The 19,898-nt window shown below is 71.5% G+C and carries 19 protein-coding genes; 1 reads left to right on the forward strand and 18 read right to left on the reverse strand.

Annotation, left to right across the window (positions count from 1 at the left end; translation table 11 throughout):
* Positions 1-11: 11 nt before the first annotated feature.
* Together lspA and ACIA8K_RS01660 are read right to left on the reverse strand one after the other, a co-directional pair.
* Entirely contained in the window at positions 12-689 is a 678-nt protein-coding gene (lspA, locus tag ACIA8K_RS01655; protein WP_396053793.1) for a signal peptidase II, read from the reverse strand.
* Positions 655-1,077, reverse strand: a complete 423-nt coding sequence (locus ACIA8K_RS01660; RefSeq protein ID WP_396053795.1) for a TraR/DksA family transcriptional regulator — start codon at positions 1,075-1,077, stop codon at positions 655-657. Before ACIA8K_RS01660 ends, lspA begins: the two co-directional genes overlap by 35 nt.
* Between ACIA8K_RS01660 and ACIA8K_RS01665 the strand changes: the two genes are divergently transcribed.
* Complete coding sequence (locus ACIA8K_RS01665) at positions 1,076-2,533, forward strand: hypothetical protein (RefSeq protein ID WP_396053797.1); 1,458 nt, start codon at positions 1,076-1,078, stop codon at positions 2,531-2,533. The two genes, ACIA8K_RS01660 and ACIA8K_RS01665, sit on opposite strands and share 2 nt — an antisense overlap.
* Before the next feature lie 94 nt (positions 2,534-2,627).
* On the opposite strand, the gene ACIA8K_RS01670 is transcribed toward ACIA8K_RS01665, so the two are convergent.
* The 16 genes from ACIA8K_RS01670 to ACIA8K_RS01745 form a co-directional block, all read right to left on the reverse strand.
* The gene (locus ACIA8K_RS01670) at positions 2,628-4,190 is read right to left on the reverse strand and encodes a potassium/proton antiporter (protein ID WP_396053799.1); all 1,563 of its coding nucleotides are present in this window, start codon (positions 4,188-4,190) and stop codon (positions 2,628-2,630) included.
* Between the two features lie 7 nt (positions 4,191-4,197).
* On the reverse strand, positions 4,198-4,488 hold the full coding sequence (locus tag ACIA8K_RS01675) for a DUF167 domain-containing protein (protein WP_396053801.1): 291 nt from the start codon (positions 4,486-4,488) through the stop codon (positions 4,198-4,200).
* An 88-nt stretch (positions 4,489-4,576) separates the two neighbouring features.
* Positions 4,577-5,257: a hypothetical protein gene (locus tag ACIA8K_RS01680; RefSeq protein WP_396053803.1), complete on the reverse strand. Its 681-nt coding sequence runs from the start codon at positions 5,255-5,257 to the stop codon at positions 4,577-4,579.
* A 21-nt stretch (positions 5,258-5,278) separates the two neighbouring features.
* On the reverse strand, positions 5,279-6,103 hold the full coding sequence (locus tag ACIA8K_RS01685; protein ID WP_396053805.1) for a DivIVA domain-containing protein: 825 nt from the start codon (positions 6,101-6,103) through the stop codon (positions 5,279-5,281).
* 76 nt (positions 6,104-6,179) lie between these two features.
* Positions 6,180-6,473: a YggT family protein gene (locus ACIA8K_RS01690; protein ID WP_033346129.1), complete on the reverse strand. Its 294-nt coding sequence runs from the start codon at positions 6,471-6,473 to the stop codon at positions 6,180-6,182.
* A gap of 34 nt (positions 6,474-6,507) precedes the next feature.
* On the reverse strand, positions 6,508-7,257 hold the full coding sequence (locus tag ACIA8K_RS01695; RefSeq protein ID WP_396053807.1) for a cell division protein SepF: 750 nt from the start codon (positions 7,255-7,257) through the stop codon (positions 6,508-6,510).
* Positions 7,258-7,554: 297 nt separating this feature from the next.
* Entirely contained in the window at positions 7,555-8,244 is a 690-nt protein-coding gene (locus ACIA8K_RS01700) for a YggS family pyridoxal phosphate-dependent enzyme (RefSeq protein WP_396053809.1), read from the reverse strand.
* Positions 8,245-8,317: 73 nt separating this feature from the next.
* A complete protein-coding gene (gene ftsZ, locus ACIA8K_RS01705; protein ID WP_396053811.1) occupies positions 8,318-9,415 on the reverse strand; it encodes a cell division protein FtsZ in 1,098 nt (365 codons plus the stop codon).
* A gap of 229 nt (positions 9,416-9,644) precedes the next feature.
* Positions 9,645-10,421: a cell division protein FtsQ/DivIB gene (locus ACIA8K_RS01710; RefSeq protein ID WP_396053813.1), complete on the reverse strand. Its 777-nt coding sequence runs from the start codon at positions 10,419-10,421 to the stop codon at positions 9,645-9,647.
* On the reverse strand, positions 10,418-11,899 hold the full coding sequence (gene murC, locus ACIA8K_RS01715; RefSeq protein WP_396053815.1) for a UDP-N-acetylmuramate--L-alanine ligase: 1,482 nt from the start codon (positions 11,897-11,899) through the stop codon (positions 10,418-10,420). The genes ACIA8K_RS01710 and murC overlap by 4 nt, the downstream gene beginning before the upstream one ends.
* Before the next feature lie 40 nt (positions 11,900-11,939).
* On the reverse strand, positions 11,940-13,415 hold the full coding sequence (locus ACIA8K_RS01720; RefSeq protein WP_396053817.1) for an FtsW/RodA/SpoVE family cell cycle protein: 1,476 nt from the start codon (positions 13,413-13,415) through the stop codon (positions 11,940-11,942).
* A gap of 149 nt (positions 13,416-13,564) precedes the next feature.
* Positions 13,565-14,698 carry a phospho-N-acetylmuramoyl-pentapeptide-transferase gene (gene mraY, locus ACIA8K_RS01725; protein ID WP_396053819.1) on the reverse strand — a complete coding sequence of 378 codons (1,134 nt, stop codon included), beginning with the start codon at positions 14,696-14,698 and terminating at the stop codon, positions 13,565-13,567.
* On the reverse strand, positions 14,695-16,128 hold the full coding sequence (gene murF, locus ACIA8K_RS01730; RefSeq protein WP_396053821.1) for a UDP-N-acetylmuramoyl-tripeptide--D-alanyl-D-alanine ligase: 1,434 nt from the start codon (positions 16,126-16,128) through the stop codon (positions 14,695-14,697). The genes mraY and murF overlap by 4 nt, the downstream gene beginning before the upstream one ends.
* Positions 16,125-16,307, reverse strand: a complete 183-nt coding sequence (locus ACIA8K_RS01735; protein WP_396053823.1) for a hypothetical protein — start codon at positions 16,305-16,307, stop codon at positions 16,125-16,127. Before ACIA8K_RS01735 ends, murF begins: the two co-directional genes overlap by 4 nt.
* 117 nt (positions 16,308-16,424) lie before the next feature.
* Complete coding sequence (locus ACIA8K_RS01740) at positions 16,425-18,638, reverse strand: penicillin-binding transpeptidase domain-containing protein (RefSeq protein WP_396053825.1); 2,214 nt, start codon at positions 18,636-18,638, stop codon at positions 16,425-16,427.
* A gap of 4 nt (positions 18,639-18,642) precedes the next feature.
* Positions 18,643-19,890, reverse strand: a complete 1,248-nt coding sequence (locus ACIA8K_RS01745) for a hypothetical protein (RefSeq protein ID WP_396054508.1) — start codon at positions 19,888-19,890, stop codon at positions 18,643-18,645.
* Positions 19,891-19,898 lie beyond the last annotated feature (8 nt).

Below are 19,898 nucleotides of genomic sequence, written 5' to 3' on the forward strand. Positions count from 1 at the left end.
GGGGGGCTGGGTCACGCGCTCGAGCTGTCCTTTTCGTCACTGCTGCCGGGGGCCGGCTTTGTGCGGCCCTCAGAGGATATCCGGGACCCGTCCCGCTGCCGTCCGGTGAGCTCCAGCAGCACCGCCAGCACCACCCCGACGCTCAGCGAGCTGTCCGCCAGGTTGAAGATCGGGAACGCACCACCGCTGGGCTGGAACACGCTGACGAAGTCGACCACGTGACCGAGGAACGGGCCCGGCTCGCGGAAGAGCCGGTCCAGCAGGTTACCGAGCGCGCCGCCGAGCACCAGGCCGAGCGAGATCGCCCACGGGACCGACCGCAGGCGAGTGGCCATCCAGCCGATCCAGATCACCACCGCGATGGTGACCAGCGGGAAGATCCAGGTGTAGCCGGAACCGAGACTGAACGCGGCGCCGCTGTTCCGGATCAGGCTCCAGTAGAGCACGCCCGGGATCACCGTCACGTCGTCGCGGTAGTTGAGCGCCGAGAGCGCCAGCTGCTTCGTCGCCAGGTCCGCCGCGACGATCACGGCAGCGACCGAGCCGAGGACGGAGACCGCCCGCCGGACGCTGCCGTACCTTCCGACCTCGGCCCCTGCGGGCGGCTGCTCAGCCTCCACCGTCACCGGTCCGTCCTCCCCGGCGGCGCCGGAATCAGCGCCGCTCCTCCAGTTGCTTGCACGAGACACACCGGGTGGCGGACGGGAACGCGGCGAGCCGCTCGACCGGGATCGGGTTGCCGCAGCGCTCGCACCACCCGTAATGCCCCTCGTCGAGCCGCTCGAGCGCCCGCTCGACCTGGTTGATCCGCTCCAGGAGGTTGTTGGCGAGCGTGATGTCCTGCTCGCGTTCGAACGTCTTGGTACCGGTGTCAGCCTGGTCGTCGCCCGCCGAGTCGCCAAGCCTCTCACGCTGGAGACCGGCGATCTCGATCAGAGTGTGATCGTACTCGTGACGGAGCTCATCCCGGCGACCCGCGAGGGCGGCCCGGATCTTCTCGGTCTCGGCCTCGCTGCGGGAGCCCTTCGAGGGCGTGTTCTTGCGGGTCGCGGTCTTGGTCTCGGCTGCCTTCGCCATGGTGCTCGCTCCCTCGGCCGCGCTGTCCGCGGCGGTCGGCGGTGCCTTGTCTGCCCGCGCCGCGCGTGCGGCGGCCGGCCTGGCCCGGTTCGTCTCCGTGCCCTTCGTCGTACTCCCGGTGCGGGTGCCGTGTTCCCCGGCGTTCCGCGCCGTCCTGCCGTGTGCGGTGATGCTCGGTACCGCTTCCTTACCTGATGCCGGTGCCGATGGCGCCTTTGATGCGGCTGGTGCTGGCGAAGCCTCTGACGCGGCTGATGGTCGTGCTGGCGCCTCTGATGCGGCTAATGGTGCTGCTGGTGGTGCTGCTGGTGCTGGTGCTGCTGTGGTGCTCGACGCTTTCGCGCCGGAAGCTTTGGTGCTCGATGCGGCTTTTCCGACGCCGGCCGCCGTGCTGGTGCTCCCGCCCGTTGCCTCCGCGGGCTCGATTGCCGCGGCCGTTCGCTTGGCCGCCCGCGTCACCGGCTCGGCTGCGACGGTGGTTTTGGCCGGCCGCTTCGTCCCTTTCGCGGTCGCGGGCTTCGCCAGGCCCTCGATCGCCTTCGCCGTACCCCCGGCCGCCGTGACGACGGCTTTCACGGCCGACCCCGTCGTGGCCTTGGTAGCCGGCTCCGTCGTGGTCTTCGTGGCCCGCCCTGCCGCGGCCTTCGTAGTCCGCCCCGCCGTCGCCTTCGAAGCCGACCCCGTCGTGGCCTTGGCAGCCGACTCGGTCGTCGCCTTCGAAGCCGACTCCGTCGTGGCCTTGGTAGCCGACCCCGCCGTGGACTTCGTCGCCGGCCCCGCTGTGGTCTTCGTCGCCGACCCCGTCGTGGCCTGCCCTGTCGTGGTTTTCGTCGCCGGACCCGTCGTGGCCTTCGTCGCCGACTCCGGTGTGGTCTTCGTCGCCGGCCCCGCCGTGGCCCGCCCCGCCGTGGACTTCGTCGCCGACTCCGCCGTAGCGGGCTTCGCGGCGGCCCTGCCGGGCGTCTTCGCGACCGCCCCCGCGGCGGTCGCGCTCTTCTTGCCGCTCGCAGGTTTCCCACCGGGTGCTGAAGTCACACGTGCCACATTCTTCGCGGCGGCTCTCACCGCTGCGGGCGTGGTCTTCGCTGTGGTTTTCTTCGCCGCGCTCCGGCCGGCCGCGCCCGGGTTTCCCGAGCCCTTGCCCCCACCGGCGGCCACCTCGGCGCCTCGGCCCGAACCGCGGTCCGGCCCGCGATTCGGCGAGGTGACCGCACTCGCCGTGACGGGTGTGGCCGGCTTCGCCGTGGTGGCGGCGGGTGCCCGATTCGTCCCCTTGGCAGCAGTCGCCGCCGCGGTCGCGATCCATCCCGACACCTTACGGCCAGTCGTAGCTTCGTCGCTAGTAGTCACTTCCTCGGCCGCGTTCGCCCGCTTGGCCATGGCGCCCCCCGCGTGCAAAACGGGTGCACGGCGGGCCGCCGCGCACTCCAGAGGTTCGCAAGAATACGGACCGTAAGCGAATCCGACAACAGGGCGCACCGCTGTGAGCCATTTTCACCACATCTGACCGATAAATTATCGCAATTCCGACAAAGGCCTTCCCGGTTGCCCTAGTGTCGACGTGGGTCACGACGCGGCGGGTCCGGGGCGCCGCCGTCCGCGCCGTACTCGTTGAACCAGCGCGCCAGCCTGCCCCGCCGGCTCACCGCGCGCAGCCGCCTCTCCGCGACCTCGCGCACCTCCGCGGTCGCCACGATCAACAGGCTGTCGCCGGCCCGCAGCCGGGTGTCGGCCGATGGCACGAAACCGGCTCCGTCGCGCACCACGAGCGTGACTGACGCGCCCACCGGCAGCCGGAGTTCGTCCACGTGCACGCCGCGCAACCGCGACTCCGGTGGGATGTCCAGCGTCAGCAGGTCCGCGTGCACCCGGTCCAGCGGCGCGGTCTCCACGGACAGCTCGGCCGGCTCCGCCTCCGCCACCACGCCGAGGCGGCGGGCCAGCGGCGCAAGCGTGCCGCCCTGCACCAGTGTGAAGATCACCACCAGCACGAAGACCACGTCGAACAGCTGCCGGGCGCCGGGCATCGACGCGGAGAGCGGGATGGTGGCCAGCACGATCGGCACCGCGCCGCGCAGCCCGGCCCAGGACAGGAACGTCTGCTCCCGCCAGCCCAGCCGGATCCGCCGGCGCAGCGGCCCGGCCAGCCGGTACGGCAGCGCGGACACCAGCACCGACAGCGGCCGGGCCAGCAGCACCAGCGCCAGGCCTGCCACCAGCGCCTCGACGAACGCGCCGGCCAGCCGGTCCGGCGAGGCCAGCAGCCCGAGCAGCACGAACAGCCCGATCTGCGCGGTCCAAGCCAGCCCGTCCGCGAAGCCGAGGATCGCCTGCCGGTGCGGGAGCCGCGCGTTGCCGAGCAGCACGCCTGCCACGTAGACAGCGAGGAAGCCTGACGCGTGCGCGACCGCGCCGGCCGCGTAGGCGAGCACGGTAAGCGCCACGGCGGCGATCGGGTAGAGCCCGGCGGACGGCAGTGCGGCGTGCCGGAGCAGCCAGCGGCCGCTCACCCCGACCAAATAGCCGATCGCGGCGCCGGCGACCAGCTCGTACCCGATGATCAGCAGTTCCTGCCACAGGGGGTGGACGAACCCGGTGGTGGAGAGCAGCACCACGACGATCACCACCGGAGCGTCGTTCATGCCGGACTCGGCCTCGAGCGTGGCGACCAGCCGCGGGGGCAGGCGCAGTCGGCGCAGCGTGGCGAAGACCGCTGCCGCGTCAGTGGAGGAGAGGACGGCGCCGTAGAGCAGCGCCAGGCGCCAGTCCAGGCCGAGCAGCAGGTGGGTGACCAGGCCGACGGCGACGATGCTTACCGCGACCCCGGCCGTGGAGAGCAGCGCGGCCAGGCCGAGCACCGGACGGAGCGTGCTTACCCGCGCGGTCAGGCCGCCCTCCGCGATGATCACGATGAGCGCGCAGAAGCCGAGGATCCGGGTCAGCTCCGCGTCGTCGAAGCGGATGCCGAGCCCGCCCTCGCCGATCAGGAGCCCGATGCCGAGGTAGATCAGCAGGCTGGGGAAGCCGAAGCGGGTGGAGATGCGGACCGCGGCGACAGCGATAAGCACCACTGCGGCGCCGAGCAGCAGCGCCAGATCTATGTCCGCGCTCACCGGCGTATCACGCCGAGCCGTCCCGGAGCACGGCCACGGTCTCCGCAAGCGCCGCGGGAGCGTCCGAGATCAGGAACAGCTTGTCGCGGCTGGCGGCGCCGAGCGTGAGCGTGACGGACGCGGGCCGCACGCCGAGCGCACCGGCAAGCGCCTTGCGGGCCGACTCGGTGGCGCGGCCGTCGACCGGGGGCGCGTTGACGGCGACGACGAGCGCGGGGCCGTGCGGGCCGTCGTGCCGGCCGCCGACCCGCGCACGGGACGCACCGGGTTTCACCCGGACGGGCACGGAAAGGTCCATGCCTCATTCTCCCGAACGGGGGTTCGCGTTGCTGACCACCGAACGGTGAAGAAAGATCACATCCGAGTCGGGGCAGGTGGCCGGGCGCTCACACGCGGCGGGCGTCGGCCAGGAGCGCGCTGTCCGGCTCGCACAGGCCGCAGGGGGTGAAGCCGAGCTCGGAGGCCTCGTTCACCGGGAGCGGCTCGGCCTCCTTGTCCATCAGGTGGACGCAGCCGGCCAGGTGGTAGCGGGGCCGGCCGTCCACCACGTAGACGTCCGCGGTCATTCGGGCGACGCGGGCGGTCTCGGCGGCGGACACGGGCTGAGCCTCGGGCTCGTCCTCCGGATCCTCGACCGGCTCGCGCTGCGGCGGGACCGGCTCGCGCTGCGGCGGGACCGGGTCGCGGTAGACCGGCTCCTCCGGCTCGGACGCGCCGTAGCCGGGGAACTCCTCGTCGCGGTACTCGGTAGAGGTGGCGGCCGCTGCGCCGTCCTGACGCTGCCGCCGGCCCTCGTAGTCACCGAACTCGCCGAACTCCTCGTCGAGGTACTCCTCTGCGGGATCGCCGTACCGGTCTCGCTTGGCGTCCGCCTCGGACATCGTCTCCGAGTTGTCGATCATTTCGGCACGCGCGGCCGCAGCCTGCCGCATGCCCACCACGAGCGTCACCGCGGCCAGCAGACTGCCCACGATCGAACCGATCAGGAGCAGGCTTGACGCGCTCCCCAGCCCTATCACGAGCAACGCGATCGCGACGAGGATGAGCAGCAAACTGATGACGATCATGGCTCACCCCCGTCGCGTCGACTAACGGCCGGACTCGATGGAGGAGCCGCTGCGACCGCCGCCGTACGACGAGGCCAGCCCCGCCGCGGCGAGACCGCCGGATCCACCAACGGCACGGTTGCCCTCACTCCGGGTCAGCTCCGCCTCCAGGCCCTGGCCGCGACCGTCGAGGTCACGCAACTGGCTCTCCAGGTACGCCTTCAGGCGGGTGCGGTACTCCCGCTCGAACTGCTTGAGCTCCTCGATGTGCTTCTGCAGCGCGGACCGCTTCGCGTCCAGGCCGCCCATGGCCTCCTGGTGACGCTGACGGGCGTCACGCTCGAGCGCGTCGGCCTTGGCCCGCGCCTCGCGGGTGACCTCCTCCGCCTTGGTACGGGCGTCGGTAAGCAGCTTGTCGGCCTCGCGACGCGCGTCGGCGACGTGGTCGTCGGCGGTGCGCTGGGCCATCATCAGGACGCGGAGAGCCTGCTGCTCACCGTCCGGGTTGGCGACGCCGGCGCCGCCGACGGGGCCACCCTGCGCGCGAACCTGGTCGAGCTCGGCCTGCATGGCGCGAGCGGCCTGGTCGGCGGCGGACTTGTCCCGCTGGACGCGGTCCAGCTGAGCCTTGAGGTCGTTGAGTTCGGCGGCCATCCGCGGGTCGGCGCCCGGGCCTGCCGGGGCGACGGGGCGGCCTCCACCGCGCTCCACCTGAGCACGGAGCTCGTTGTTCTCCTCGATCAGACGGGCGAGCTCGCGCTCAACCTCGTCAAGGAAGGCGTCGACCTCCTCCTCGTCGTACCCCCGCTTGCCGATGGGGGGTTTTTTGAAGGCGACGTTGTGGACGTCGGCCGGGGTCAGCGGCATCGAAACTCCTCGGGTCAGTTGCGGCCGCGTGGCGCGCTGGTCGTCAGGTTCTCAACCCTTTGCTGGGTGTTCACCCTTAGATCAACCGCCGTACCACGAGTTCCATCAGCACGATCAGGATAACCAGCAGCACAAGGGAGGCCAGGTCGAAGCTCACGGTACCAATTCGCAGTGGTGGGATCACACGCCTCAACGCCTTGAGGGGTGGATCAGTGACGCTCCACACCGACTCCAGTGCCGCGGCCGCACCACGGCTCGGTTGCCACCGCCGGCCGTACTGCAGGACCGCGCCCAGGACGAACCGTGCCAGCAGTGTCAGGAAGAACACGTACAACAGCAGGTAGACGACTTGCATCACGATCGACAGCAACACGGTGAGCGAGGCCCCTAGTAGCGTGGGTGAGTCAGGTCTGGCTGAAAAACCCGCCCTCGGCGATCTTGGCCTTGTCCTCCGCGGTGACCTGAACGTTGGCCGGCGAGAGCAGGAAAACCCGGTTGGTCACTCGCTCGATCGTACCCCGAAGACCGAATGCAAGTCCGGCCGCGAAGTCAACCAGGCGCCGGGCATCACCCTCATCCATCTCAGTGAGATTGATGATCACGGGTACGCCGTCCCGGAAGTGCTCGCCGATGGTCCGCGCCTCCCGATAGGTGGTCGGGTGCAGCGTGGTGATCTGGTACCGCTGCTCGTCCTCCGGCTTGGTCATCCGGGCCGGGGCGGGCAGCGGCGGGGCCAGCGCGAGGCTCTCCGACGTGGGGTAGCTGAGCGCGCCGGACACGCCCGCGCCCGTTCGGGCGATCGGGCGCACTGTCGCGCTCTGCTCCTCGTCGCGCTCGCGCTCGGCGCGCTCGGCCTCGATCCGCTCCATCTCCTCGCGCACGGAGGACCGGGACGGGCGCTCGTGGCGCTCCCGGTCGATCCGGGAGGTACGGTCGCGCAGATCAGACCGGACACGCGTGCGGGGGACCGCGGGCGGCTCCTCGATCTCCTCGTCCTCGTCCTCGAAGTCCTCGGAGTAGCGCCGGCGGTCGTGGTCGCGTCCGCGGTAGTTCGTGCGGTAGCCGCCATCGTTGTAGCGGGCGTCCTCGTAGCGGGGGTCGTCGTCCTCCTCCACCAGGCCGAGCCAGACGCCGGCCCTGCGGAGCGCGCTCACCGGCTCACCTCTACCGCGCGGATGCGGGCAGCGCGAAGCGCCGCGAGCCGCACCCCCGTTCGCCGAGCGTGCTCGCCGAACCTCGTACCGTTACGCCCTCTCATGCCTGCCCCCACCTCGCCTCCGCCGTTACGGCACTGCCCCCTGCCGTGCCGTTGCCCTGCGGTGGAACCGTCGTCTATCAGCGAACGAACGTTCCGCCTCAGGCCGGCGAGGCCGAGTCATACCCCCGCGGAACACTCGTGAATCCGACCAGACGGTTGAATCACACTCATGTAGTTCGGTTCCGCGGTCAGGCTACCGCAGCGGTGCGCGCATACCGAGCAACGCGCCGCCCACCCTCACGTGTGTCGCGCCGTGCGCGATCGCGGCCTCCAGGTCCCCGCTCATGCCGGCCGAGATCAGGTCCGCGCCCGGGTGACCGGCCCGCAGCCGCGCCGCCACCTCGGCCAGCCGGGCGAACGCGGCGTCCGGCGTCCAGTCCTGCGGCGCGACCGCCATCACGCCACGCAGCGTGAGCTCCGGCCGGGCCGCGATCGCGTCCGCCACCTCGGCCACACCGGCCGCCGGCACACCGCCGCGCTGCGCGTCGCCGTCGATGCTGATCTGCATCAGGACCTCGATCGGCGTCTCTCTGACCTTCTCGGCGGCGGCGCCCAGGGCCTCGGCCAACCGGACGCTGTCCACCGAGTGCACGACGTCCGCGTACCCGGCCACCGACCGGCACTTGTTGCGCTGCAGCTGGCCGATGTAATGCCAGCGGACCTGCGCGGTCACCGCCGCCGCCTTGGCAGCGGCCTCCTGGTCGCGGTTCTCGCCGACCTCGGTGACGCCGAGCGCGGCCAGGTGCTCCACGTCCGAGGCGGGGTAGGTCTTGGTCACCGCGATCAGCGTGACCTCAGACGGCGCCCGCCCGGCCGCCGCACAGGCCGCATCGATCCGCGCCCGCACCGCGGTCAGATTTCCGGCGATCTCATCCCGGCGCACTCGATTACCCCCACGAAGAAACGGTCCGGACGTACCCCGCTGATCATGCGGGACGCCCGGACCGAGGGTCAGTTCAGGACCCGTTCTTCAGGAAGTCCGGCACGTCGACGTCGTCGAAGAGCACCTTGCGGCGCTCCTGCGGCGGCGGCGGGAGCGGGTTGGCCGGCTGCGGCGCGGAGGCCGGCTGCGGCTTGCGCACCGACTCGACCGGCTTGTAGGACGGCGTGCCGCCGTCGAACCCGGCCGCGATCACGGTGACCCGCACCTCGTCGCCGAGCGCGTCGTCGATCACGGCGCCGAAGATGATGTTCGCGTCCGGGTGGGCCGCGTCCGTGACCAGCTGCGCCGCGTCGTTGATCTCGAAGAGCCCCAGGTCGGAGCCGCCGGCGATGGAGAGCAGCACGCCGCGTGCGCCGTCCATGCTCTGCTCGAGCAGCGGGCTGGAGATCGCCGCCTCGGCCGCCTCGACCGCGCGGTTGTCGCCGCGCGCGCTGCCGATGCCCATCAGCGCGGAGCCCGCGCCGGACATCACACTCTTCACGTCCGCGAAGTCGAGGTTGATCAGGCCGGGCGTGGTGATCAGGTCGGTGATGCCCTGGACGCCGGAGAGCAGCACCTGGTCGGCCTGGCGGAACGCGTCCATCATGCTTATTCCGCGGTCGCCGAGCGCGAGCAGCCGGTCGTTCGGGATCACGATGAGCGTGTCGCACTGGTTGCGCAGCTCGTCGATGCCGGTCTCGGCCTGCACCTGGCGGCGCTTGCCCTCGAACGAGAACGGCCTGGTCACCACGCCGATGGTGAGCGCGCCGAGCTTGCGGGCGATGTTCGCCACGACGGGCGCGCCACCGGTTCCGGTGCCACCGCCCTCGCCGCAGGTCACGAACACCATGTCCGCGCCCTTGAGGACCTCTTCGATCTCGTCGCGGTGGTCCTCCGCCGCGTTCTTGCCGACGTCGGGATTCGCACCCGCGCCAAGACCGCGAGTCAGCTCGCGGCCCACGTCGAGCTTCACGTCGGCGTCGCTCATCAGAAGCGCCTGCGCATCGGTATTGATCGCGATGAACTCGACACCCTTGAGCCCAACCTCGATCATCCGGTTGACGGCGTTGACGCCGCCGCCACCGATACCGACGACCTTGATTACCGCCAGGTAGTTGTGCGGAGGTGTCATCGGTCTGCCCTTCCTTCCCCGAGGTTGACGGGCATCGGCGACAAAACCCTGCCAGGCCGTGTCGACTTATGCTCCGGAACGTTGGAGGTTGAGGCGGAACCCTCACCCTCTACTAGAGGTCGATAGTTATGTCAACTACGCGACCTCTCCGGCAACGTATGCGGACGTGAGGCGACATCCAAGGACCGACGCGGCGTGTCGCCGGAGCGGGTTTCGGTGAAACTACCCCTCAGCGGAGGGAGACGACCTCAGGCGCGCTTACGTCGATCGTCTTCTCTTTGCGGCCCAACAGGGCCGTGGCCACGGAGGACTTGGTGGAATTCGCTGACGAATCGCCCCAGATGATGGTCCGTTCGCCGTCGAGATTCAGCCGGATGCGGGCCGGCGCCTCCACCGTGACGGAGATCAACTTTGCCTGGAGTTCGGGACTGAGCGACGCCAGCACCTCAAGCCCGGCGCGGGTGTTCACATCGTCCGGGCCGGGCGCGGCGACCTCGAGCAGCGGCAGGCCGGCCGGCCGCTCCGCCTCGGTGCGGAAGACCACGCCCTCGTCGTCGACCACCGCGAAGGCGGTCTCCGAGACCGGCGCCACCGCCACCGCGGTGCGCTCCACCACCTCGATCACAAGCGTGCCGGGCCAGCCGCGGGAGACGACCGCCCGGTCCACCGGCGCCAGCGCCTCCACCCGGGCCGCGACCTCGCCCGTGTCGATCCGGGCCAGCGGCGTGTGATCGGCCACCGCGGCGGCGGCGCGTACCTCGGCCGGCGTGAGCATCGTGGCGCCTGTCACCTCGACCCGGCGCACGCCGAGCACACCGGTGCCGTAGACCGTCCAGCCGATCGCGCCCGCGACGGTCAGGATCGCGGCACCGAGCGCCCAGGGCAGCGCTGCCCGGATCCGGCGCTGGCGGGCCCGGCGCATGAACCGCCGCACGGACGGCGGGACCGCGTCCCGGTCCGCCCGGACCAGCCGCCAGCGCCGCAGCCCGCCGCCGTCCCCGGTCATTCCGCGACGGCCCCGCCCGGCACAGAGCCCGACACGGAATCCGGCGTGCTTCCCAGCGCGGTGATCAGCTCGTCGCCGAGCATCGAGCTCGGCGGTGCGCCCATGGTGACCACCACGTCGCCCGGCCGGGCCCGGCGAACCACCTCGGCGGCCACGTCGTCCCAGTCCGGCACGAAGATCTTGCGCTCGGCCGGCAGGTCGATCGCGGCGGTCAGCGACACGCCGCCCTCGCCCGGCAGCCGGGTCTCGCCCGGCCCGAAGACCTCCATGATGATCGCCTCGTCCGCGAGTGACAGACCGGCGGCCAGCTCGGCCTCCAGGTCGCGCGTGCGGTAGACGCGGTACGGCTGGAAGACCACGATCAGCCGCCCGTCGCCGGCCACCTCGCGAAGCGTCTCGATCGCGGCCTTCACCGACACCGGGTGGTACGCGTACTCGTCGTACACCAGGACGCCGTTGACCACGCCCTTGCGCTCGAACCTGCGGCGCACGCCGGGGAACGAGGCAAGCGCCTCCACGATCTTCTCGATCGGCAGCCCCAGCCGCAGCGCGATGAGCACGGCGGCGGAGCTGTTCAGCCCGAGCAGCCGGCCAGGCGTGGGAAGGAAGATCTCGCCGAGCGACAACCCGTCCAGCTCGGCCCGGTAGCGCACGCCTGCCGCGGACGAGCTGATGTCGAAGATCCGCAGGTCGGCGTCGTCGGCCTCACCGTACGTGTAGACGGTGTGCCCCTCCTCGCGGAGCGTCGCGGCCATCCGGCGGGTGCCCTCGTTGTCCGCGCAGGCGACCACGAAGCCGTCGCCGCGGCCGTTGACAGGCGAGTCGGCCAGCCGGGCGAACTCGCCGAACGCCGCCTCCACGCCGGCCAGGTCGCCGTAGGTGTTCAGGTGGTCCGCGTCGATGTTGGTGATCAGCGCGACGTGCGGCCGGTACCGCAGGAACGACCTGTCGCTCTCGTCCGCCTCGACCACGAAGTACTGCCCGGAGCCGTGATGCGCGTTCGACCCGACCTCGGAGATCTCGCCGCCGATCACGAACGACGGGTCCTCCCCCGCGTGCTGCAGGATCAGCGTGACCATTGACGTGGTGGTGGTCTTGCCGTGCGTGCCGGCCACCGCGATCGCCTGCCGCCCGGTCATCGCCGCCGCAAGCGCCTCGGAGCGGTGCAGCACGCGCAGCCCGCGCCGGCGCGCCTCGACCAGCTCCAGGTGGTCCTGCGGGATGGCGGTGGAGTAGACGACAGTGTCGACGCCGTCGAGGTTCGACTCGGTGTGGGTCATGTGGATCGTGCCGCCGAGCGCGCGGAGCGCCGCCAGGTAGGGCCACTCGCGCAGCTCGCTGCCGCTGGTCCGGATGCCGCGGGTGAGCAGCAGGCGGGCCAGGCCGCTCATGCCGACGCCGCCGACCCCGATGAGGTGGACCGTGCCCAACTGTTCGGCGGTGAGCGTGCCGGCCGGGGTCAACTCCGCGGTGTTCATGTCTCGATCAACCTCTCGAACGCGGGCCAAGGCGGCTTCATCATCCTCTGCCGTCCGCCCCGCCACGGAGCCGGGTGACCCGGTCCCGGGTGGCGGCGCGGGCCAGCCGGGCCGCCTGCCGCTCCTGTCCGGCCGGTGCGCGGGCGGCCGCGCGCCGGGCCACCGGGGCATCCGCTTTCCCGGTCGTCGGCGGCAGCGGGGGCAGCGGCGCCCAGAGCAGCCGGACCCAGCGGGCCGGCGGCCGGGCGTTGAGCGCGCGGGCCGCGTCCGGCTCCGCGCGGGCGAACGACGCCAGCACGCCGATCGCGGCAAGCGTGACCACGAGCGCGGAACCGCCGTCGGAGATGAACGGCAGCGGCAGGCCGGTGATCGGCAGCAGCCCTACCACGCCGCCCACGTTGACCATCGTCTGCACGACGAGCCAGGTGGTGATCGCCGCGGCCGCGAGCCTGCGGAACGGGTCCTGGACGCGGCGGGCGATCCGGAAGCCGGTGTAGGCGATCACCGCGAACAGCGCCAGCACCACGCCGCAGCCGATCACGCCCAGCTCCTCCGCGATCACCGCGAAGATGAAGTCGTTGTGCTCGGACGGCAGCCAGCCCCACTTCAGGCTGCTCTTGCCCAGTCCGGCACCGAACCAGCCGCCGTCCGCGATCGCGTATTTCGCCTGGACCACCTGGTAGCAGCCGGACTGCTCGCAGTCGGCGGCCGGGCTGAAGAACGAGGTGATCCGGGCCAGCCGGTAGTTGGCCGCGCCGACCGCGCCGGAGCCCGCGCCCTGGGACGCGGCCGCGATCAGCAGGCCGATCCCGCCCAGCCCGACGAGCGAGAGTGCGGCGAACACGCGCAGCCGTACGCCTGCCGTCCAGAGCAGGCCGACCACGATGCCGAGCAGCGGAAGCATGGTGCCGGTGTCGTTGTAGCCGACAAGCACGAAGAGGAGGCCGACCGCGGGACCGAGCGGCATGGACAGCTCACGCCACCAGCCCATCGCCGCGCCCTTCCGGGCGATCATGTCGGCGCCCCACAGCACCAGGCCGAACTTGGCCAGCTCGGACGGCTGGAACTGGATCGGGCCGATGTACAGCCAGAGAAGGTTCGCCGAGACCGGGCCGATCTTCGGCTCGGAGATCGCGCCGAAGCCCTCCAGCACCACCAGCAGGTCCAGCACCGCGAGCAGGATCAGCGAGACCACCATGACCGGGAATCCCACCTGGCGCAGCGTGGAGGCCGGTAGCCGCTGCACCACCCAGAACGCGACCAGGCCGATCAGCGCGAACAGCGCCTGCTTGCTGATCATGGCGAACGCGTTGCCGTTCTCCGCGTAGGCCCGCACGCTCGTGGCCGAGAAGACCATTGTCAGGCCGATCACCAGCAGCAGCCCGGAGCTGGCCAGCAGCAGGTAGTAGGAGGCCAGCGGCCTGGCCAGCAGCCCCCGCAGCGCGGAGAGGCCGCCGCCGAGGTCCACGCTCGCCCGCCGTTCGGCCACCGCCGTATCGCCCACGCTGTCCGCCATGACCCCATCATGTGCGCGCGGCGGGCCCCGGCCGCGTCAGCCGCCGGGCGTGTCGACGTGCGAAAAGCTCACAATCCAGAAACGGACTCAGGGGGTACGACCGAGAAGCGCGCTCCCCGGCCGTACCCCCTGATGGGTCTTTGCCGTTTCTACGAGGTGGCCGCGAGGAACTCCGTGTAGAAGATGCCCAGGCCGATGGCGACGCCGATGCCCGCGACGATCCAAAAGCGGACCACGATGTTGACCTCGGACCAGCCGGCCAACTCGAAGTGATGTTGGAGTGGTGACATCCGGAACACGCGTTTACCTGTGGTCTTGAACGAGATGATCTGGATGACGACCGACATGGTGATGATCAGGAACAGGCCGCCCAGGATCAGCACGAGCAGCATGGTCCGGCTCGACATCGCCAGGCCGCCGATCAGGCCGCCAAGTCCGAGCGCGCCGGTGTCCCCCATGAAGATCCGGGCCGGTGAGGTGTTCCACCACAGGAAGCCCACACAGGCCCCGGCCGCGGCTCCGGCGATCATCGAGATCTCCAGCGGGTCCCGCACCGAGTAGCAGTAGATGTCGGGGCCGGTGTTGTAGGTCGGGTCCGCGCACCAGTGCCGGTACTGCCAGAAGCCGATGATCGAGTAGGCGCCGAGCACCATCACCGACGCGCCGGTGGCCAGGCCGTCGAGGCCGTCCGTGAGGTTCACCGCGTTCGACATCGACATGATCACGAAGATGAATATGATCACCGAGCCGGCCTTGCCGATGTTGGCCCAGTCGATGTCCCGGACGAACGAGATCGTCTCGCTGCCGACCGTCTCCGCGTTGGTCCGGTTGCCGGCCGGGTCGAACATCGCGCTCGGGAAGTAGAGCGCGACCACGCCGAAGATGCCACCGATCAGCATCTGGCCGATCAGCTTGCCCCGGGCGGACAGGCCCGCGCTGTTGCGCTTGCGGACCTTGATGAAGTCGTCCAGGAAGCCGACCGCGCCGCAGAACACGAACAGGCCGAGCAGCACCAGCGCGGTGATGGTCGGGGTGTCCTGCGCGATCTGCTGGTCCGGCAGCGTGGTCAGCGCGGCGTGACCGGCCACGTAGGCGATCACGGTGGCGATGATGAACACCACGCCGCCCATGGTCGGCGTGCCCTTCTTGCCCATGTGCGTGGCCGGGCCGATGGTGCGGATCGGCTGACCGGCCTTCAGCGCCGTGAAGACGCGGATGCCGATCGGGGTGCAGAGCAGCGACACGATGAACGCGACGCCGATCGCGATGATGACCGCTCTCATACCGCGGCATCCCCCGTGGTCAGCGGCACGCCGTCGGTGTCAGCCGCGCGCAGAGCGTCTGCAACCTTCCACGTGCGGTAGCGGGACGCCTTGACGAGCACCACGTCACCGGGACGCAGATCGCCCCTCAGGTCCTCGATGGCAGCCTGCTGGTCGGCTAGGAGCACCGACTCTCCCTTCCACATCTGTTCGGATCGGGCGCCGTCAACGATCGGCGCGGCCTCGGGGTCTACCACGAGCAGCCGGTCCACGCCCAGCTCGGCGGCGAGCCGCCCGATGCCGGCGTGCGCGTCGCGGGACTGCTCGCCAAGTTCCCGCATCGGACCGAGTACGGCGATCGCCCGGCGGCTGCCGTCGCCGGCCAGGGTGGCCAGCGCACGCAGAGCCGCGGCGGTCGAGGAGGGGTTCGCGTTGTACGAGTCGTCGATCACGGTGACGCCGTCCGCGCGATCGAAGACGTCCATCCGGCGGGTGGAGACCGTGCGCATCTCGCCAAGCGCCTCCGCAAGCGCGGCACCGGTCAGACCCAGCTCGCCGGCGACCGCGGCGGCGGCCAGCGAGTTGCCGACCATGTGCCGGCCGGTCTGGGTGAGCGAGACCGGGAACCGGCCGTCCGGCGTGACAAGCGTGTAGGACGCCCGCCCGCGCGAGTCGAGCGTCACGTCCTCGGCCCGCACGTCCGCGGATGCGCTCTCGCCGAAGAACACCACGCGGGCCCTCGTCCGGGACGCCATCGCGGCCACCCGGTCGTCGTCCGCGTTGAGCACCGCCACGCCGTCCGCCGGGAGATCCTCGACCATCTCCGCCTTGGCCTGCGCGATGCCGTCCACCGAGTCGTACCCGCCGAGGTGCGAGAGGCTCACGTTGAGCACCACGCCGATCCGCGGCTGGACGATCTCGTTCAGGTACCGGATGTGGCCGTGACCGCTCGCGCCCATCTCCAGCACCAGGTAGCGGGTCTGCTCGGTGGCCCGCAGCGCGGTCACCGGGAAGCCCAGCTCGTTGTTGAGCGAACCCACGGTGGCCACTGTCGGCCCAAGCGCCGCCGCCAACTGCGCCACCATGTCCTTGGTGGTGGTCTTGCCGGACGAGCCGGTCAGTCCCACCACGCTCAGTCCGGACGCGATCAGCCGCTCGCCGACCAGGTGGGCGAGCGGGCCGAGCGCGGCCTGCGGGTCGTCCACAAGGATCGCCGGCACGTCAGGACCCATCTCGCGGCTGGCCAGCACCACTGCCGCACCGGACGCGACCGCCCGTGCGCCGTAGTCGTGGCCGTCCACGTGTTCACCGGGGAACGCCACGAAGAGCCCGCCCGCGGCGATCTCCCGGGAGTCGTACTCCGCCGGGCCGGTCACCCGCGCGGCCGGGTCGGCGTGCACCAACCGGCCGCCCACCGCCTCGGCGATCTCCGCAAGGGTCAACGGGATCATGCGGCCGCCACCTCCCGGAGCGCATCGATCGGCAACACCTCGCCGCCCACCTCCAGACCACGTTCGTGTCGCTTGCCGAACACCGCGGTCCGCAGCACCGCGACCAGCGATGACAGCGTCCGCTCAACCGGCGCGGCAGGCCGCGGCGGTCGGGTCGGCGAGGACGGATTGCCGGGCACGGCGTCAGACCCTACCCGGTCGGCCGGGCCCGCCGACATCGGCCACAAGATTCACTGAAGCCATGACAGCGTGCATACCGGCCATAACCGGAGTGCAGGTGAAAGGCGTCCACACGGCTACGGGAAGACCTTGAAATCGGGCGCCTCCGTCGTACTCGGCGGCACCTTGTAGTGGCGGAGCGCGAAGTTCATGATCTCCTTGAACGGCGGGCCCGCGGTCAGGCCGCCGGCACCCGCGGGCACGTGCGCGAGGACCGCCACCACGAACCGGGGGTCGTCCGCCGGCGCCATCCCGATGAACGACGTGACCTGGCCGTCGACGTACTTACCGTCCACCAGCCGGCTCGACGTGCCGGTCTTACCCGCCACCCGGTAGCCGTTCACCCGGGCGTTCGCGCCGCTGCCGTCCTTGATCACCATCACCGACTCGAGCTGGGTGCGCAGTTCCCGGGCGTGCTCCTCGGAGAGCACCCGGTGCGACTCCAGGCCCGTCGTGGCGGTACGCGTGCCGTCCGGCGCGACGGAGTCCTTGAGCAGGTGCGGCTGCACGTACATGCCGTCGTTCGCGATCGTGTTGTAGACGGCCGCCATCTGCATCAGCGTGGCGTCGACGCTGTGGCCGATCGGCACCGAGCCGTAGCTGGCCCCGTCCCACTCGTCCGCGTTCATCACCCGGCCGGACGCCTCGCCGGCCACGCCCTCGTTCACCGGCGCGCCCAGCCCGAACCGCCGCTGGTACTCGATCAGCTTCTCCGGGCCGAGCCGGTCGGCCACCTGGATCGCGGCCACGTTCGACGAGTACGCAAGCGCGCCCGCCATGGTGATCTTCGTGCCCTCCGGATGCGGGTGCGTGTCATGGAACGTCACACCGCCCTTCCGCACGGACGGGCCCACCTCGAAGATCGTCTCCGGGGTGATTATCCCCTCCTCGAGCGCGGCGCCGTAGACGATCGCCTTGTGCACCGAGCCCGGGTCGACCACCACGCCGGACGCCACGTCCTGCCGGACCTCCGGCTTCACCTCGGCGAACTTCACCGGGTCGTACGTCGGGTAGCTGACCTGCGCCAGCACCTCACCGGTCTTCACGTCGAGCACCACCGCCGCGCCGAGGCTGGCGCCGACCTTCTGCATCGCCTCGCCGATGATGCGCTGCGCCTCGTACTGCATGTCCCGGTCGATCGTCAGCGTCAGCGAGGTGCCGTTCTGGGCCGGCGTCTTCTGCGAATAGCCGCCCGGGATCTCCTTGGCCAGGTCCGTGCCGTCGACCTTCTTGCCGACCTCGTACCGGCGCTCGCCGTTGACGCCGCGCAGCAGCTCGTCGTACCGGGCCTCGATGCCCTCCAGTCCGTTCATGTCGCCGCCGGTGAAGCCGACCAGGTTCGCGGCCAGGTCGCGGCCGGGCCACTCGCGCCGCTCGTCCCGGTCGATCACGATCTCCGGCAGCTTCAGCGCCTGGATCCGCTTCGCGTCCGCGGTGCTCACGCCGCGCGCGATCCACTCGAACCGGGACGGACGCCCGTCCGGCCGGATCCGCTTCTGCATGCGCGTCAGCAGCTCGGACCGGGGGATGCCGAGGATGTCCTGGAGCAGCGACGCGGTCCGGTCCGCGTCCTTGACGACCTCCGGGTCCACCGCGACGTACCGGGCCTCCACGCTGTGCGCGAGCACCGCGCCGTTCCGGTCGACTATCGCGCCGCGCGCCGCGGGCAGCGCGACCACCTGCAGCCGGTCCTGCAGCCCCTGCTTGGCCCACTCCGGCGTGTCGCCGAACTGCATCACCACGAGCCGGACGCCGACCGTGGCCAGCATGACCAGCGCCAGCAGCGACGCCACCCGCAGCCGCCGGCCCGGATCCCCGAGCTTCGGCGGTTTCCGCGGCTGCCGCGGCTTGCGGATCGGCGCCGGGCGTCCCTTGGGCGGCGCCGGATTCCGCCGGCGCGGTGCCGGGACCGTGTCACGCTCCCGGGCCGTGCTCCGCGCCCCGGCGCGACGATCGCCCTGCCGGCCGCCGTCGAGCACCCGCAACGCGGGCCGGTCACCGCTCGCGGTGGTCCTCGATCCAGATCCAGATCCGGCGGGGGTACGCCGTGCGCGCGGTTCCTCCACCGCCGGGCGCTGCGGGCGCGGCATGCCCTCCCTCACCGTGCGGCCGCGCGGCGTGTAGGCCGCCGCGTCCGAGATCTTGCTGTGCGAACGCGACCTGGGGGACGACGGCTGTCCGTCGTCCCCCAGGTCGCGGTCCTGACGTCGGTCCCGCGCGCCGCGGCCGGTGTCGCGGTCGTCCCGCGATCCCCGGCCGCGACGCGCGGGTGGCTGCTCCCGTGGCGGCACTGCGTTACCGCCCGCTCTCCTGCTGTCCGCTGTTCTCCTGGCTGCTGAGCGCGGGCTTGCCGCCGGCCGGCATCGGCACGCCGATCACCTTGCCGTCCGGGAGTGTGATGAAGGCCGGGTCCTCGGATTTGACCAGGCCCAGCTTCTTCGCGTGGGCGATCAGGTAGTTCGGGGACTCGTACTCCTCGATCTGCTTCTCCAGCTCCTGCTGCTGCACGTCCAGAACTGCCTGCGTCTTCTGCAGCTCGTCCAGCCGGAACGCGTTCTTGTTCGTCTGCGTGTTGATCAGCAGGATGCCGACCACGCCCGCGACCACCGCGACCAGGATCCCGGCGATGAACGGCGCACGCGGCACCGACACCGGCCGGGGCGGCGTGACGCGCAGCCGGGGCGCCGGCAGCTCCTCGTGGAGCGGCTCGGCCTCGGCCGGCTCCACCAGGACGTGGATCTCCTCCGGCTCCAGCGCGGCGCTGCCGTCCGTCGCGTACCGGCGGCCCCGCGCCGCCGACAGGTCGACAGGCGCGGAGGACGACGTGGCCCGCGGGGTACGCGTGCCGGCGCCGCGCGCCGCCTGGGTGCCACGTGCGCTCTGCGTGCCGCGTGCGCTCTGCGTGCCGCGCGGGGCCGCGGACCGCGTGCCGGGCTTGCGGGAGCCACCCGCGTTCCGGCTCACGGCCCGGTCGGCGCGCTCAACACGCTCGCCCCGGTCGAAGCGGTCGAACCGCTCGGCGCGGTCGAGACGCTCGACCCGCTCGGGACGGTCAAGGCGCTCGGACCGCTCGGACCGCTCAGGCCGCTCGGGACGGTCAGCCCGCTCGGGACGGTCAGCCCGCTCGGGACGATCAAGGCGCTCGGGCCGGTCAGCCCGCTCGGTCCGGTCGAGGCGCTCGGCGCGGGTCGCGCGGTCCTGGCGGCCGGCCCGGGTGGCCGCCCGCTCCTGCTCCGCCGCGATGCCGGCGGCGGCCGCCGCCCGCTCCCGGCGCTCGATGCGCTCAAGCGAGCTCAGTCGCTCGGCGCGCTGCGGGATCCCCTGGTCCGCCGCGCGGTTGTCCCCCGTGGACGGCGTGGCGGCCCCCCGGCCGCGTGCCGCGTTCTGCCGCTCGGCGCGACGCCCGGCCATGCCGCGGACGATCGCCTCCGAGCCCTCCGCCGGAGCCCACTGCGCCGCGGTCCGGCCCCCCGACCGCGGTGCGCGCTGCACCGTCTCGCGCCCGGCGCTGATGTCGCCCCGGTCGCGCTTGTTGACGCTCATGTTCCCTC

This window comes from Catenuloplanes sp. NPDC051500 (assembly GCF_044454585.1).
Classification (GTDB): Bacteria; Actinomycetota; Actinomycetes; order Mycobacteriales; family Micromonosporaceae; genus Catenuloplanes.